Genomic DNA, 15,146 nt, shown 5'->3' with positions numbered 1-15,146 from the left:
AAGCGAGTCGATCCGCCAAAGTAGTTGTGCAAATTCCCAGTTTTCCGGAAGCGAATCATCCATTGGTCAAATCCCTCTCTCACTATGGGGATCAGGAATTGCTGGCACTGTTTCAAAAAAATCCTGATGCAGGGCAGTACTTCACCGCGATTTTTTGCCGCTACAGCCCTCTGGTGTATACGCTCATTGCCAATACGGCGCGATCGCCTGTGCAGGCCGATTATTTGTTTGCCCAAACTTGGCGGCATGTGTTCTACGAGCTCAACGGTTTAGAATTGCCGCCCGATCCGTCCAAAAAATCGCTGCAATCCTGGCTGCTCAATGTAACGGCGAACTGTGTCAACACGATTGAGCTGCCGCCAGTGGAAGAAATTCACTATTCGTTGGATTCGGCACCGCCGCCACTGTGGTGCTATGTGGAGCGATCGCTCGGCCAACTGTCGCCGCTCCAACGACTGATGGTGCTCATGTCGCAAACCTACCATTGGAGCGAAACACGTATTGCTGCTTATCTTCAAGCAGAGGGCGAATATATTTCTCCTGCCGATGTCAAGGCACAGTTGGTAGAAGCCTATCGCCAACTCGAGACTGGTTTGCCAGAGGATATTTCCACAATTTACCTGGAGCGCAATTCGCTGGTGCGGCCTGTGAATGATGATTCCACCCGCTCTGGCACAAATTGATCAGCCCAAGGAATGGGGGGCGATCGCATCATTTGCCAAAAGTTCACTGAAAAAACTGTCAGGTTTGGAGAATAGGACTTACGCACTTTATCCAAAAAACATTCAACTGCGTCAGTCCTGGAGAATTTAGATAAACCGAAGCGCTCATATTTGCGTAGGCGTTGAGCAAGCAAACATGGGCGCTTCCGAAAATTGTGCACTGCAAAACCCCTTAGCTACGCCCTGAACCAAAACTCATGTTGGAGCACGAGGTTCGCGCAGGACGATCCATACATTAGCTTTGACGAGTGCAAGGGATGCTAGGTGAACAGTTGAATGCCGTGGTATGTCAGGCAGTCTCTGGCGTTAGTTTACGTCTACGCCGCCTTCAAGATCGATGCTAATGGCTGTGCGATCGATGGCAAAATCTTCAGTCGCCGTTAGATTTACTTGAAGTGTGCCGGATGGGCTATCGGGAACGATGGTGGCTTCTAGCAATCCACTATCAATGCGACGAAATGTGAGCGTGCTGGGTAGAGCTACGCCAGAGAGCTCTACACTTTCAAATGCTCTCAGCGTGCGAACATTGGTATCGTCTACCAGTTGGTAGGCGATCGCGGCCCCAGTTTGGTTAGTTAGGGTAATAGTGACCCGACCAACCACTGGAGTAATGTAAGCTTCGGGAATGGGCAGAGGCTGGGCGATCGCCGATTCGGTGACCATCGCTGTCAATCCACTACTCAGCAGCACTCCCAGCATGCCGCCTCCCAACATCAACCGTTGGAGACGGGAGCGATCGCCAGGGTGTTTGTTGTGATTCCGCTTCATAACCTTTCCTCCAGTTCTTCATCGCCGTGGGGCTCTAGGCCTGTTTCCTGCATCAGCGTTCCAGACGTTTTGGCTCAAGGGGGTGGCTTTACGGTTAGGAACCTTGCTCGATGTAAAACTTCCTACTCTTCAGAACCAACACCCATCGCCAAAATTCCGTACAGCTAGGGTGTAAGACTTCACATAAGTTCAATATGTTTCAGCGAATGGAATTTTCTTGGAACGGGGAGCGCTAATCTGAATGGGCGATCGCGCTACCCATGAGATGCCAGCATTTCTCTGAAACTCTTGTATATAAAGCCTTGTGTGGGAGAAATTCTGTTGGGTTGCCTACCGTTCAGCTAGCATTAGGTTGGCAACTCTGCCGAAAAATCTTCACATTTTGTAAATTCGTAAGGCCCCAAGATGGCTCCCCATAGGGATTTGCCTGTGGCGGGATCAACCCCCCGGTCGTAACTCTTAAACCAGCCCTGTCCAGCCTCAAACCCCAACACCACCTGCCGCGTTTCGCCAGCATATTGAAAACAGCATTTATCCTCTGGGTTGGGAATGGCGCGGCATGCGGTCGCCTCCAGAGTCAGGTTAAGCCCACATCCCGGTAATAGCTCCAAGTCATTGGGCGAGAGCTGGCGCAACCGCTCGGGATCGGCTCCAGCCCCGATCACCCGCTCGGCCTGCCGAAATGCATAGTACTGCACGCGACTGGGGGTACCATCTATGGCTTCTTGCAAAACCAAAATTCGCTGTCGATAGGCATTGGTGGGGTAGAGTGCGTTAGCCTGCTCGGCAAAAATTGCCAAATGGCCGTTCAGCCGAAAAGGCAGGGGCCGATGCCAAAGTTGCAAATGGACAAACCATGTGGGTTGCTCCATGGCTTGGGCTTTGTTGTTGAAGGTGCCAGCAAGCCATTGGGCAAGGGTAGTTACGGATGGGGTGCTCATGTTGCAAAGCCGATGTGTGAATGGAACGAAACGTTTAGCCTGATCAGTATCTGATCAATACAGTACCGTTTGATGGAATGGGGCTTTTGTTTTGCCGTGCGATCGCCCCCATGCTTCTCTCTCAATCTAGAACTCTGCCTTGACCGAGATCTGCATGATGGACACCGAGACCCTAAAGCGCAATTTACACCACCATTTGCGAGAGGTTGTGCGCGATCGCGACCCGTTTTTGGCAACGGCAGGACACTTCTATGTGCAGCAATACCTTCAGCAGCAGTTGGGGCAGTGGGGCGGGGTGCAAGCTCATGAGTTTACGGTGAAGGGTCGCCAGCACACCAACTGGATTTTGACACTGCCGCCCATTGATGTGGCGCAACAGCATAGACCCTGCTTGGTCATTGGGGCGCATTACGATACTGTGCCGGGTTCTCCTGGTGCAGATGACAACGCGACAGGCATTGCTGTGCTATTAGAACTGGCCCGAGCGTTGCAGAGCCAGGGCGCGCGGTATCCAGTTCGGCTGGTTGCGTTTGATTTAGAAGAATATGGCCTACAGGGAAGTCGGGCGTATGCGGCGATGCTGCACCAACAGCGGCAGCCCATTCGCCTGATGCTGTCGCTAGAAATGTTGGGCTATTGCTCAACGCAGCCGCACTCTCAGCGCTATCCGGCCGGGCTACAGCGCTTTTATCCCAATTGCGGCAATTTTATTGGGCTAATTGGTAACTGGAAAACAATTTTAGACATGCGGCATCTGCGATCGCACATTCTTCGTTCGGGCCATGTCGGATGTGAGTGGCTGCCCGCAGGCGATCGCGGCCATCTTGTGCCCGATACCCGCCGGAGTGACCATGCCCCCTTCTGGGACTTAGGCGATCGCGCCATCTTAGTCACGGATACCGCCGATTTGCGCAGTCCCCACTACCACAAATCCAGCGATCGCTTGGATACGCTGAACCTGGATTTTTTGACTGGTGTGTGTGCCGGACTGATTGCTGGAATTCGGACCTTGAGGTAGCTAAAAATGGTGGAACGATCCTGCAACGTTTATCGCCACAGGTTTTTCCAACATGACTTGTGACCTAATTCTCCCAGCGCACCAACGATGTGAGCAGAAATAGCACAATCGCTGAGCCAATAATTGCCGGGATGATCAGCACACCCTGAAAATCCCAGTAGAGCCATGGCAAGCTCAAGTTAAAGCGGGTTTGCAGGAGGGCAAAAGCCCAATCGCCTAGCCAAACGCCAACCAATCCAACCAAAATCAGACCCATCAACCCACCTGGAACTCGGCGGGGCAATAAAATCGTTGCAATGCCAGCACATATCAGCGCTACAACGACTTGAACGGTTAATTCAGAGATGTTCATGTTGCTGCACTTGTTATAAAGCTATCGAGCAAATCAGAGGGTTACCAATCTGCCCAAACAATCTGCATGATGGCGTACGATCGCGGTTTGTCTATACAAACTTGCACCACCCTCAATATGCCCAGAAAAACGCTAAAAGTATTGCGATGCCTAACATCTGGTGAGGTCTTGCAATCTAATTTAATGGGGGTGCGATCGCTCTGCTTCTCTGTACAGCACCAACCAGTCTGAGAACCAACCTGCTGCTTTTAGATGGTTCAGATGTACGGTATCGATCCCAAGTGTGAGCGCGTTACCGCCCCAACTCCTCCGCCCGTTGGCTTGCGGCTCGTACCGCCTCAATGAAGGCCGATCGCATCCCAGCCTTTTCCAACGTGGCAATCCCTGCAATGGTTGTCCCACCTGGGCTTGTCACGCGATCTTTCAATTCGGCAGGGTGCATTCCTGTGCTCCGCAATAATTCTGCTGTGCCCAATACTGTTTGCAGGGCAAGCTGTGAGGCGATCGCCCGGGGTAAGCCCGCTGCTACCCCGCCATCCGCTAATGCTTCAATCACCAAAGCAATATAGCCAGGGCCCGAACCCGAAAGTCCTGTCACCGCATCCATCAACTTTTCGGGAACTTCCACCACATCTCCCACAGCCCCAAAAATGCGACGAGCGGTATCCGTATGGGTCGCTTGGGTGTATTGGCCCAGGGCGATCGCTGTCATCCCTGCACCCACCGTTGCAGGCGTGTTGGGCATGGCGCGCACTACAGGCTGCTGAGGAAAAGCCGCCTCCAATTTCGACAACGGCACCCCAGCCAAAATAGAAATCACAAGCCGATGGGTAGAAAAATGAGAATCTTTCAGCTCCGCAACAATCGCATCAAACCCCTGTGGCTTAATGGCCAGCAGCACTACCTCCGCCTTGCGAACAACAGCGGTATTATCGGCCGTAACTTCGACTCCATATTGCCGCGTTAAAAAATCACGCCGACTTTCCAATGGATCACTCACCCAAATGTGATTTGGTGCGTAAATTTGCTGTTCTACCAAGCGGGAGAGCAGCGCCTCGCCCATTACGCCGCCACCAATAATTCCCAACACGGTCAAAAAGCCTCCCTATCGCCACCCGAATCAACAGTTCAAACAAAAACGACTCAAATAAAAACGAGTAGAGGCGGGCAACACAAAGTTACCCACCTCAAGCTTCGACAAAATCCCCAGATTAACAAGCGCTCGAAACGTAACCGCTTAGCTAAACGTTACCCTACAGTTTTATCACTGCAAAATAGCACTGAAAAAGAGGGCCAACCTCAAGGCAGCACGATACACGTCAGCATTGCTGAGGCTGTAATAAAGCTAGGCCTAGGCCATCCGAGCTTGATCCGCAGTCCAAGCAGGAGCAGGAGTCATGGGACGGGTGGTCCGCATAGGCTGCTGCATGCCCAGATCGTTCATACCCTGCTGCTGAGTACTGACCTGTACGCAGTTGGGGGTGAAGAGGAAAATGCTTTCGCCAATGCGCTCTTGATGGCCGTCAATGGCATAGGTACCACCAGCCACAAAGTCAACCGCACGTTGGGCTTGATCTGGGTCCATGATAGTGAGGTTCAGCACAACTGACTTGCGCTCACGCAGAGCCCGAATAGCTTGGGGCATCTCTTCGAAGGTGCGAGGTTCCATCACCACGACTTCGGACATACCGCCAAGGGCACCAGGCATGCCAATTACGTTGCTTAAGCCAGCGCTTACAGGTGCTTCGGGTGCCATGACTGGACGCTCTCTCATACTACGACGACGACGAGGTTCTTCATCTTGAAGAGGCTGAGCATGCTCTTCTTGATAGAGATTTTGGTACTCTTGACCATCCATCTCTTCGTACTCGTACTCATAATCTGCTGGGTCATTCAGACCAACAAAGTCTCGCAACTTACCGAAGATACTCACGGCTTACGCTCCATCACGACTAGTTAAGTTAACTGGAGATTGCATCTAAATCAATCAGATTCTAAAGCTTTTAACACAGATCAATGCTTCATCAGGAATGCGCAATCAATGTGGCTCTTTAGAATGAATTAATCTTTGAACCTGTACGAAGCTGGGGCAACAAACAGGTTAAGGTTTCCTGGTTTGAGTCCACAGTATACATCAAATTCAGAAAATCAATCCTTTTTTGCAATTGAGTTAGGTGGAAAAATCCTAATATTTTTGTGGTAGTTCACGCTTTGTTACACGATCGCCCAGGGGATGGCCTACTTCTACTGCAGGGTGACCCTTGTTTAATATGAGAAAAGAGGTTTAAAGGGGGCTTGGAAGATGCCGGTTCTTGAGTGATGGAGTGCTAACTTCATCACGTTGTAATTGGGAAAAGATCGGCTAGGCTTTGCAGTAAGAGAACGGTTGTATGAAGCTTGTCATGAATCGCGTTGGGCGATCGCGTGGTTAATTTCCCTTTAAACCAAAAATAGAAGCTATCGATCAAATCGATCGATAGATCAGGTCGACTTGATAGAAAAGAATTTTGAAAAAGGATAGCCTCGTTTTTGGATTACAGCTCACCAAATATTAGGTATTTAAACTCGGTGGTAGAAGGGGCGATCGCCTCTACAGAAACACACTTTGCTGTCCAACAGAGTAAAACCTATCCAGCGCGATCGCCAAATAGAGTCCGCCCTAGCCGCACAAAAGTTGCTCCTGCCTGTACCGCCAGCCGATAGTCATTCGACATTCCCATCGATAGCTCTTCCATCCGGATAGATTTTAGAGAACGTTGCTGAATGGTTTGCGCAAGCTGATGAGTTCGTTTAAAGACATCCAGCGTTGCCTCGTCCGGTAACCCAAACGGCGGAATGACCATAAGCCCAGTAATATCCAGATGCTGGCATTCATCCAGCGCCGCCAAGTCGGCCAAAAGCTGCGCCTCATCCCACCCAAACTTCGTTGGGTCCGGCAGCATCTTAACCTGAAGACAAACATGAGGACGCAGTTGGTGCTGTGCTGCCAAACTGTCTAACCGCTGGGCCAGCTTCAAGCTATCAACGGAGTGAATCCATTGAAAGATTTCAAGCGCTTTTCCAGCTTTGTTGCTTTGTAAATGACCGATGAGATGCCAGGTGACATCTGCTAAGTCGGTAAGCTGTTCTTGTTTCGTGATAGCTTCTTGAATGCGACTTTCACCAAAGTGGCGAACGCCAGCCGCGTAAGCAGCCCGCATGGCTGCGACCGATACTTGCTTGGTAACCGCAATAAGCTGAACTGACACAGGCAAAACTTCGCGAATCTCTTGAATTCGCTGAGCAATCTGACCTGCATCAAAAGAGCCGAGGGAATTGGCTACAAAATCGGCCATGACGGAATCTTGTCTGAACAAACCCTCATCATGCTAAGCCGAAATGAACGTTTCGCGTCAACAGATTGATCCTGCAACCGCCGTGTTTTGGACTAAGGATGGGTTATTTCAGGTACGGATTGGTCACAAGACCGTTTGTGCGATTTTGCCGGGCACCCATGGATGCTGCCCAATACTGTCAGAGGCGCTCATGGTTCAACTCGGATCAGGATGACTTTCCTGGCTGATACGAACTCGCTACCCGGCATCTGTGACAGCCACGGAGGGCATCGCACAAGCTTGTCGGCTTGAATACCAATCTAAGTTACTGGAACGTTTGCTTATAAACGCGCTGAAGTTCGGTATACGCTAGCGCATCGCCTTCCCGGCGTAAGGTGCGCAGGCGGTTTTCGAGAAGAACGCGAGCATCGGCACGGCTCATGGGATCAAACTGTACGCCGTCGCTGCTGGTCGTCACCATGAAGAAGAGACGCTGAGCGTATAGCGTCGCAAATAGCTCTTTTGCAACTTCGAGATGACACACGCGGTAGAGTAACCCAAAGGTGGGATGGTTGAGGTAGGATTCTGAGTTCATGGAACCTTGGGCTGCTACTGAAGCCGCAATCTGAGCGATTTGAGCGGATTTCATAGAGGGTATGGAAAGGGTAGGTGGGTGATAGAGAGAGAAACACCGAGGGAGCGGTGCAGTTCACGTTTTCTAACGTTGAGACGAAAGAATTCTGGTCTCTTTGGGGCAGTACAGCGGAACACCAACGATGGACATCGATTGTGCAAGCTTGGCTGTGAACCAGCTCTTGAGGGAAGGGATGAATGAAGCTTTTGATAATGGTTGGACGCTAAGCGGTTGAGCTTAACCCGAAGGGTGGCTAAAAAATATTGCGGTCGCGATCGCATAATCGGTGTCGTGGCTGAGGCTGAGTTGCCACTGACCGTTGCCCTGTTGAGCTGCAATGACGGCCGCTCGACGGTGGAGGCAAACCTGAGGGGCTCCATTGGCAGTACGTTGAATTTCAACGTCCACATATCGAATATCTCGCCAGCCTGTGCCTAATGCTTTGACGATGGCTTCTTTGGCGGCCCAGCGGCCTGCCAACTTTGCGATGCCCGATGCGATCGCTCGGTCAGCAAAAGGTTGCCAACAGTCTTGCTGTTCGGTGGAGGTGTAAACGCGCTCTAAAAAGCGATCGCCAAATCGTTCTAGAGCTGATTTAATACGCGGGATGTAGACGATATCTGTACCAATGCGAATGTTCAAATCAGCACACCCATACGGATATGCTATTACTTTATGTTAAATTGTGCCGCGTCGCTACAAAAACAAGTTTTCCATCGCTTTGTAAATGTAAACTACACGACGTTACTATCCGTTGCATGGCATTGCAGGTGTAGGATGTCGCCTCAAGCGTTCATCCCGCCCCAAACAACACGTGCCACAATGAGCGCACTCAACGCCACAAAGACGAGTCCATCAATAGGCCGAAATCGCAACTGATGCCACGGTAAGCGATGCTGCTGGGCATTGGCAAACCCTCTCACTTGCATGGCGGTCGCAGTTTGCTCGGCCCGCACCAGCAGGTTGTCCACCAGCCGTTCCGACACCATAACGCCCACCTGGGTCGAGCCGCGAAATCCTAGCTTTTTCCAATTAATGGCCCGAGTGCGGACCGATCGCACCAAATTTTGAATTTCTTCCAATACCAGTGGAATAAAGCGTAGCGCCAGCGTCAAGGTCAGCACTACTTCCGATACGGGCAACCCAAACCGATTGAGCGGGCGCAAGAACTGTTCAATACTTGCGGTCACCTCTTCCGGGGCTGTGGTGAGCAGATACAAATTTGTACTGGCCAGCAAAGTAAAGATGAGGGTGCCAACTCGGGTAGCCAAATCGAGCGATCTGCGAGTGACTCGAAGTGGCCCTTGTTGCAGCATGATGTATCGATAGTCGGTGGGCTGCGGTAGCTCTGGAACTGGTTCAGGTTCGCGAATACTAGCTGTTTCTGCGAACTCATCGATGGGCAAGCGTGGCTGATGGCTCACATTTAAGCCATCTGGCGCAAACACTGTGACACAAAATAGCAATAGGCTAAACAGGGTGACTAAGCCCATTTGCTTCCACCAAACCCGGAAAGGCAAGCGAGTACTCAACATGAGCAACAGCGCCCATCCAGCTAACGAAAGCCGCCAAAATGGGCTAGCGGCAATTGGCGTCAGCAAAAAGGCCATCAGCCACGCAAACTTCATCCGGGGATCAACCCGATGCAGCCATGTGACAGGCTTTTCCAGGTATAAGCCAATCGGGAGCGATCGCAGTAAATCCATGCCGCCTACACTCGAGTTGCCCGGTTTGCAGTTGAGCGTTCCATTTCTCGAACCTTTTTGCCTCGCCAGAAGAGACGCACTGGCGTGCCAGTAAAGCCAAGGCTTTGCCGAATTTGTCGCTCAATGTACCGCTTGTAATTATCGCCAAATAACTTGGGATCATTCACAAATAGGGCTATCGCAGGGGGTTGTGCAGATACCTGGGTGCCGTAGTAGATTTTGCCTTGACGCCCCTGGCGTGTTGCAGGTGGTGAGTGCCAATTCACAGCTTCTTCTAGCACTTCATTAATAACTGACGTAGAAACTCGGCGCTTGTGCTGTTCGGCGGCGGTATCCACCAATTCCAAAATCTTCTCAACCCGTTGTCCAGTCTGGGCACTCACAAAAATCATTTCTGCCCAATCGACAAACCGGAGGCGATCGCGCACGATTTTTTCGTAGTCATAAATGGTGTAAGAGTCTTTCTCAACCGCATCCCATTTGTTGACAACAATCACGCAGCCCCTACCATCTTCAGCAATACGGCCTGCCAGCTTTTGATCCTGCTCGGTCACATTATCTAGCGCGTCAATCACCATCAGCACAACATCGGCCCGCCGAATGGCCTTGAAAGCGCGATTGATGCCAAAAAATTCGGGGCCGTACTCTACATTTTTCTTTTTTCGGATACCTGCTGTATCCACCAAGCGGTAGCGTTTACCATCCCGCTCAACCACGGTGTCAATGGCATCCCGTGTGGTACCCGAAATTGGGCTAACAATAGCCCGTGACTCGCCCACAAATGCATTCAGCAAGCTTGATTTGCCCACGTTTGGTCGCCCTACAATCGCAACGCGGGTTTCTTCAATGGCCTCAAGTTCGTCTGTGGTTGGCAAATGTTCAATGAGCTGATCCAAGACTTCGCCAGTGCCATTGCCATGAATGGCCGATACGGGATGAGGTTCACCTAGCCCCAACTGCCAAAACTCGGCTGCTTGAATCGCACCCTGTTCAACCGATTCGCACTTGTTGACCACTAACACTACAGGTACCGATTGCTGACGCAGCCAACTGGCAATCGCCTCATCTGAGGTGGTAATGCCTGCTTGCCCATCTACCACGAATAGCGCCGCACTCGCCTCGGTTAGCGCGGTCATCGCCTGCTGCCGAATGTAAGGCAAAAATTCGGAATCGTCATCAAAGACAAGGCCACCTGTATCCACCACTTGAAATTCGCGATCGCGCCAATAGGCATCCCGATATGTGCGATCGCGAGTTACACCGGGCTCATCATGCACAATTGCATCTCGCCCCTCCGCCAAACGATTGACCAACGTTGATTTACCAACATTGGGACGACCAATAATTGCAACAATAGGGAGAGCCATGGCGAAGGTGCAGATTAGCACAACAATAGATAATACCTACCTATTCTCGCTCAGAAAGGCAGGAGTGGGGGGCCAAATGGCAGCAATTACCCGCAATTCAGCCAGACGATCGAACAACCTGCTTTAGCGAATTGTCCGAATTGCAGCTTGGGCTTCACGCTGAAGCCCCTTTGCAATCCGAAATAGCTCTTGTCCAGTATGGAGATAGTGTTCGCTATAACTCGTGACAAAACGCTCCAACTCATCTAAGCCGTCTCCCGTTTGGTTGAGGCAATAGTAGAGATGGGCTGCTACCCCAGCAACGCTGGGCGGATTGGGCATGGAGCGAAAAACCCCCTGCGCCTTTGCCAAGGTTGATCGACACTCGTCTAAATACGCCTGAAAATCTTCCAGCAGCTCATCGTCAAACGGATCGGCCGCCAGAGCATTTACCTGCTCTTTCAACGGTTTCAAAATTTGATTCAGCAGGCGATTGACAGGTTGATAAACGCGACGAATCCAGTGCTGAACCTGTTCATCGTTGTCGTGTCCGGTTTTGCGCTTGCGGTATTGCTCTTGGGCTTCTGCTGTGCGGGCTTGGCGATCGGCTACAGTTGTTGATTCTTCAGCGTTGCCAGAATGATACTGGAGCCGTTGGTCATATCGTTGACGCCGCTGCGGATCGCCCAACACTTCATAAGCAGCGTTGATCTGCGCAATTTGCTCATGCCCTGCTGCATCAGGATTGGCATCGGGATGAAATTGCTTTGCCAGCCGACGATAGGCTTGTTTTACTTCGGCCTGGGTTGCCTCCGGGCGAACGTCTAGGGTTTCGTAATAATTGGGTGGCCTGGTCATGCACCTATTGTAATGACTATGTAGAGGCACTTACGGCCAGTAGTTCTGGGTCTTGGAATAAGGGAGTGCTCAGGTATCGTTCGCCAAAGCTAGGCTGCACCATGACAATCAGTTTCCCTTCATTCTCGGGCCGTTTGCCAACTCGAATGGCTGCGGCTAGGGCAGCTCCACTCGAAATTCCGGACAACAAACCTTCCTCACGGGCAAGTCGTCGTCCATAGGCGATCGCTTCATCATCGGCGATCGCAATCACCTCATCAATAATGGAAACATTCAGCACATCAGGCACGAACCCAGCCCCAATCCCCTGAATCTTATGAGGTCCGGGCCGTCCGCCACCCAACACAGGGCTATTGGCAGGTTCAACGGCGATCGCTTGAAAGGCTGGCTTCTTCTGTTTCATGACTTCCGCAACGCCCGTCAACGTGCCCCCCGTTCCAACACCCGCCACCAAAATATCAGCACGCCCGTCCGTATCCTCCCAAATTTCCAGTGCAGTTGTTCGCCGATGAACCTCTGGATTCGCCGGATTTCTAAACTGCTGGAGAATATAAGCATCTGGCAATTCTTCCACAAGCGCCAGTGCCCGTTGAATACAGCCGCTCATGCCTTCAATTCCGGGAGTGAGCTCCAGTTCTGCTCCATAAGCTCGCAGCATAGCCCGTCGCTCAGAGCTCATCGTATCGGGCATCGTCAACACCAACCGATAGCCTTTTGCGGCTGCGGCCATTGCGAGTGCAATGCCTGTATTGCCAGAGGTTGGCTCCACCAGCACCGTCTTGCCTGGATAAATCTTGCCTTCCCGCTCTGCCGCTTCAATCATGCTGATCCCAATCCGGTCTTTCACAGAAGCCGAAGGATTCATTCCCTCAAGTTTGACGACAATCTCAGCCAAGCAACCCTCTGCTTGGGGAATTCGGTTTAACCGAACAAGCGGTGTCCGACCAATAAGCTCCGTAACATTGTTGGCAATGCGCATAGTTCACAACATCCCATAAGTGAGGAAATGACAATAACCTTAGCCTGCTGTAAAAGCACCTTAGGTGCTTGCGTTTGCTTTCTTGAAAGAGGCTCACCGCAGAAAGAGCAATCAAAGAGCCGATAGATCTAAGTGATTAGATGTAATACATAATGTCCAATTGTTTTCGGGCATCTCGCTTTTCTACCAAATCTTGTAGGGTGTGGTTTTGTAAAACTGCATCGGCAGCGTGCCCAGCTTCATTCCACACTTCTAGAATCACCATTCCTTCAACGGACTTTGGGTCTTTGCTTCCATCTGGAGCATGAGCGTCCGCTCCTTCAATACAGTTGATCACTTCCAGGAGCGTAATCTTCCAAGGTTCTCGGGCGAGTACGTATCCACCTTTTGCTCCCCGCTGACTGCGTACTAACCCTGCTCGCCGTAACGTTGCCAGCAATTGCTCAAGGTAGCGATCAGGAATTTGCTGCTCAGCGGCAATTTGCCGAATCTGCATTGGTTCGCCTGAACTAAAATGTGTCGCCAGTTCAAACAGTGCTAGCAGTGCGTACTCACTCTTACAAGACAGTTCCACAAGCTGATCACAATAAAGAATTCCACTCACTTTAGTATATCCCGGTTCTCCACCGGGGTTTGTCATATTTTTATGTGGATATTCGCTTTAACGAAAATACTGAGCGCAACCTAACCGATTTTCCACCTGTGTGCTCAAAATTCTACGGGTTCAGTAGAGTCCTAGTTCTTTTCCATACAAAAAAGCCCTGCTATACAGCAGGGCTTTTTAAGCTCAAAACATGAAGCTAAGGAGTCATAAAGGCTCCACTAGCTAATTAGAAGCTGAAGCTGGTGCGCAGTGCGCCAACAATCACATCTTCGTTGTTGTTGTTGTTGCCAGGATCTTGTACCCAGATGATTCCAGGCGTGATGCTGATGTTGTTGTTCAAAGGAATCCGGTAGAAACCTTCGATGTGCAAGGAGGTATCGCTACCCGTTGCACCACCACCAGCGAACTCATAGATTGCATTGTAGGGAGGAACACCCACAATCAGACCTAGCAAGCTACCTTGAATACCCAAGTCTTCGATACCCAGAGTACCTGCATAGGTCCAAGCGCGTCCATCGCCCAATCCAGGACCGTCAAAGATTCGGCTGTCGATGTAGCTGACCCAGCCACCAATGTTGATTGCTTCGGCCAAGCGGTAGTTTGCGCTCAAACCGTAGGCGTTGAAGACACGGGAACCAACAGTGGGAATCCCGAGAGCATCGGTTTCAGCATTGTTGAATGCGTTGACGTAGGTCAAAGCGACGGTCAAATCGCCAGGACGGAAGGTCAACTGACCGAAGGCAGTATAACCACCGTTGAATAGACCATTTTTGTCAGAAGAGTCGAATGCTGCATCGGTCAAGTAACCAGCACCCAACTGAATGCTGTCGGTTAGGTCGAAGGTTACACCAGCACCAGCACCTTGAGGACCCAAGTCATAGATGGGGTTGTAGCTGAAGTAAGACAAACCGCCATTCTCAGCATCATCTAAGGGGCTAACGGTCGTAACGATATCGCTGATACCTTCACCCACTGCACCAACATAAACGGTAGCGGGACCTACAGGGAAGTAGTACTCCAAACGGCTGACGTTCAGATCGTTACCGCTGTTATCGGTAGAGGTAGCATAGGAGAACGCAGTTGCAGAGCTACCGAGTTCAGGGAAGAGAGAACCAAAGGTACGGCTGATACCTGGGCCACCGCTGGGAACACCAGAGAAGTCACGGAAGTTTCCGAACTGTAGACGGGTTCTCAAACGGTCAGAGCCGGTGAAGCTGGTGTCGAAGTTCAGGCGAACACGGCTTTGCAGCACGGTGTTGTTGCCTGCGGTGGGGCCATCCAACACATCAGCTACGCTGAAGATGGCGGTACCACGAAGCTTGGTGGTAGTGGAGAACTGGTTCTCTTCCAATTCACCAACAGCGGCTTCCAATGCATCTACGCGACCACGGAGAGTTGCCAGTTCAGCAGCGAACTCACGCTGAAGAGCTTCGATACGCTCGAGTTGCTCAGCATTCACGGGGCCAGAAATTGCATCCAAGCAAGCGGCCAAACCAGCAGCGAACTCATAACGAGTCAATGGACGGCTACCGCGGAAGGTTCCATCGGGATAACCTTCCAAACAGTCCAAACCACCGAGTTCTTCGGAGTTGGCCAAGAAAGAAAGCGCTTCGTAAGCCCAGTCGGTGGGGCTCACATCAGAAAACTGAGTAATAGAGGTAACCTGAGCCAGAGAGCCTGCGCCACGGCCTTCGTTGCTATACTCCATCACTTGATCGAGAGTTGCAACGGAAGGAGTGGATTCTACAGGGGCAGTCTGTGCCATTGCAGAAGAAGAGAGCAGTGCTGCTCCCAAAACCGCTGGAGCACCCAGCAGAGAGTTCCATAGAAGCTTCGACAGCATTATCGTGTCCTCACACCTTTAGCTAAAAAGGACTCACAATCTATTCGTTTATAGCACTGCG

The 15,146-nt window shown here is 51.2% G+C and carries 16 protein-coding genes; 2 read left to right on the top strand and 14 right to left on the bottom strand.

All coding sequences use genetic code 11. The features are described from left to right. Positions 1–26: 26 nt before the first annotated feature. On the top strand, positions 27–683 hold the full coding sequence (locus tag ACQ4M4_RS01220) for an RNA polymerase sigma factor (protein WP_430682620.1): 657 nt from the start codon (positions 27–29) through the stop codon (positions 681–683). Between the two features lie 345 nt (positions 684–1,028). On the opposite strand, the gene ACQ4M4_RS01215 is transcribed toward ACQ4M4_RS01220, so the two are convergent. Next, positions 1,029–1,490: a hypothetical protein gene (locus ACQ4M4_RS01215; protein WP_430682619.1), complete on the bottom strand. Its 462-nt coding sequence runs from the start codon at positions 1,488–1,490 to the stop codon at positions 1,029–1,031. Between the two features lie 347 nt (positions 1,491–1,837). Beyond that, positions 1,838–2,431: a chromophore lyase CpcT/CpeT gene (locus tag ACQ4M4_RS01210; RefSeq protein ID WP_430682618.1), complete on the bottom strand. Its 594-nt coding sequence runs from the start codon at positions 2,429–2,431 to the stop codon at positions 1,838–1,840. Positions 2,432–2,585: 154 nt separating this feature from the next. Here ACQ4M4_RS01210 and ACQ4M4_RS01205 point away from each other — a divergent pair, with 154 nt between their 5' ends. Then, positions 2,586–3,449, top strand: a complete 864-nt coding sequence (locus ACQ4M4_RS01205; RefSeq protein WP_430682617.1) for a M20/M25/M40 family metallo-hydrolase — start codon at positions 2,586–2,588, stop codon at positions 3,447–3,449. Positions 3,450–3,513: 64 nt separating this feature from the next. Here ACQ4M4_RS01205 and ACQ4M4_RS01200 read toward each other — a convergent pair whose 3' ends face one another. From ACQ4M4_RS01200 to ACQ4M4_RS01145, 12 genes are all read right to left on the bottom strand, one after another. After that, entirely contained in the window at positions 3,514–3,801 is a 288-nt protein-coding gene (locus ACQ4M4_RS01200) for a GlsB/YeaQ/YmgE family stress response membrane protein (RefSeq protein ID WP_430682616.1), read from the bottom strand. Between the two features lie 292 nt (positions 3,802–4,093). Continuing rightward, the gene (gene proC / locus ACQ4M4_RS01195) at positions 4,094–4,891 is read right to left on the bottom strand and encodes a pyrroline-5-carboxylate reductase (RefSeq protein WP_430682615.1); all 798 of its coding nucleotides are present in this window, start codon (positions 4,889–4,891) and stop codon (positions 4,094–4,096) included. Positions 4,892–5,152: 261 nt separating this feature from the next. Next, positions 5,153–5,734: a cell division protein SepF gene (locus tag ACQ4M4_RS01190; protein ID WP_430682614.1), complete on the bottom strand. Its 582-nt coding sequence runs from the start codon at positions 5,732–5,734 to the stop codon at positions 5,153–5,155. A gap of 694 nt (positions 5,735–6,428) precedes the next feature. After that, positions 6,429–7,136 carry a YggS family pyridoxal phosphate-dependent enzyme gene (locus ACQ4M4_RS01185; RefSeq protein ID WP_430682613.1) on the bottom strand — a complete coding sequence of 236 codons (708 nt, stop codon included), beginning with the start codon at positions 7,134–7,136 and terminating at the stop codon, positions 6,429–6,431. A gap of 304 nt (positions 7,137–7,440) precedes the next feature. Beyond that, a complete protein-coding gene (gene pipX / locus ACQ4M4_RS01180; protein WP_430682612.1) occupies positions 7,441–7,764 on the bottom strand; it encodes a transcriptional coactivator PipX in 324 nt (107 codons plus the stop codon). A 222-nt stretch (positions 7,765–7,986) separates the two neighbouring features. Beyond that, complete coding sequence (acpS, locus tag ACQ4M4_RS01175; protein WP_430682611.1) at positions 7,987–8,391, bottom strand: holo-ACP synthase; 405 nt, start codon at positions 8,389–8,391, stop codon at positions 7,987–7,989. Between the two features lie 143 nt (positions 8,392–8,534). Continuing rightward, positions 8,535–9,455 carry an energy-coupling factor transporter transmembrane component T family protein gene (locus ACQ4M4_RS01170; RefSeq protein WP_430682610.1) on the bottom strand — a complete coding sequence of 307 codons (921 nt, stop codon included), beginning with the start codon at positions 9,453–9,455 and terminating at the stop codon, positions 8,535–8,537. A 5-nt stretch (positions 9,456–9,460) separates the two neighbouring features. After that, positions 9,461–10,822: a ribosome biogenesis GTPase Der gene (gene der / locus ACQ4M4_RS01165; protein ID WP_430682609.1), complete on the bottom strand. Its 1,362-nt coding sequence runs from the start codon at positions 10,820–10,822 to the stop codon at positions 9,461–9,463. Positions 10,823–10,945: 123 nt separating this feature from the next. Beyond that, positions 10,946–11,659: a J domain-containing protein gene (locus tag ACQ4M4_RS01160; protein WP_430682608.1), complete on the bottom strand. Its 714-nt coding sequence runs from the start codon at positions 11,657–11,659 to the stop codon at positions 10,946–10,948. A gap of 16 nt (positions 11,660–11,675) precedes the next feature. After that, positions 11,676–12,638 carry a cysteine synthase A gene (gene cysK / locus ACQ4M4_RS01155; protein ID WP_430682607.1) on the bottom strand — a complete coding sequence of 321 codons (963 nt, stop codon included), beginning with the start codon at positions 12,636–12,638 and terminating at the stop codon, positions 11,676–11,678. A 136-nt stretch (positions 12,639–12,774) separates the two neighbouring features. Further along, positions 12,775–13,212: an RrF2 family transcriptional regulator gene (locus ACQ4M4_RS01150; RefSeq protein ID WP_430682736.1), complete on the bottom strand. Its 438-nt coding sequence runs from the start codon at positions 13,210–13,212 to the stop codon at positions 12,775–12,777. A gap of 256 nt (positions 13,213–13,468) precedes the next feature. Continuing rightward, the gene (locus tag ACQ4M4_RS01145; protein WP_430682606.1) at positions 13,469–15,085 is read right to left on the bottom strand and encodes an iron uptake porin; all 1,617 of its coding nucleotides are present in this window, start codon (positions 15,083–15,085) and stop codon (positions 13,469–13,471) included. Positions 15,086–15,146: the final 61 nt, after the last annotated feature.

The sequence above is a fragment of the Leptolyngbya sp. AN02str genome (assembly GCF_050565595.1).
Lineage (GTDB): Bacteria > Cyanobacteriota > Cyanobacteriia > Elainellales > Elainellaceae > Kaiparowitsia.
This window is presented reverse-complemented; position numbering and strand designations above follow the sequence as displayed.

Coding starts and splice junctions, on each gene's coding strand:
- ACQ4M4_RS01145 (WP_430682606.1), bottom strand. CDS start 15,085: ATGCTGTCGAAGCTTCTATGGAACTCTCTGCTGGGTGCTCCAGCGGTT.
- ACQ4M4_RS01205 (WP_430682617.1), top strand. CDS start 2,586: ATGATGGACACCGAGACCCTAAAGCGCAATTTACACCACCATTTGCGA.
- pipX (WP_430682612.1), bottom strand. CDS start 7,764: ATGAAATCCGCTCAAATCGCTCAGATTGCGGCTTCAGTAGCAGCCCAA.
- der (WP_430682609.1), bottom strand. CDS start 10,822: ATGGCTCTCCCTATTGTTGCAATTATTGGTCGTCCCAATGTTGGTAAA.
- cysK (WP_430682607.1), bottom strand. CDS start 12,638: ATGCGCATTGCCAACAATGTTACGGAGCTTATTGGTCGGACACCGCTT.
- ACQ4M4_RS01215 (WP_430682619.1), bottom strand. CDS start 1,490: ATGAAGCGGAATCACAACAAACACCCTGGCGATCGCTCCCGTCTCCAA.
- ACQ4M4_RS01185 (WP_430682613.1), bottom strand. CDS start 7,136: ATGGCCGATTTTGTAGCCAATTCCCTCGGCTCTTTTGATGCAGGTCAG.
- ACQ4M4_RS01210 (WP_430682618.1), bottom strand. CDS start 2,431: ATGAGCACCCCATCCGTAACTACCCTTGCCCAATGGCTTGCTGGCACC.
- ACQ4M4_RS01160 (WP_430682608.1), bottom strand. CDS start 11,659: ATGACCAGGCCACCCAATTATTACGAAACCCTAGACGTTCGCCCGGAG.
- ACQ4M4_RS01170 (WP_430682610.1), bottom strand. CDS start 9,455: ATGGATTTACTGCGATCGCTCCCGATTGGCTTATACCTGGAAAAGCCT.
- ACQ4M4_RS01200 (WP_430682616.1), bottom strand. CDS start 3,801: ATGAACATCTCTGAATTAACCGTTCAAGTCGTTGTAGCGCTGATATGT.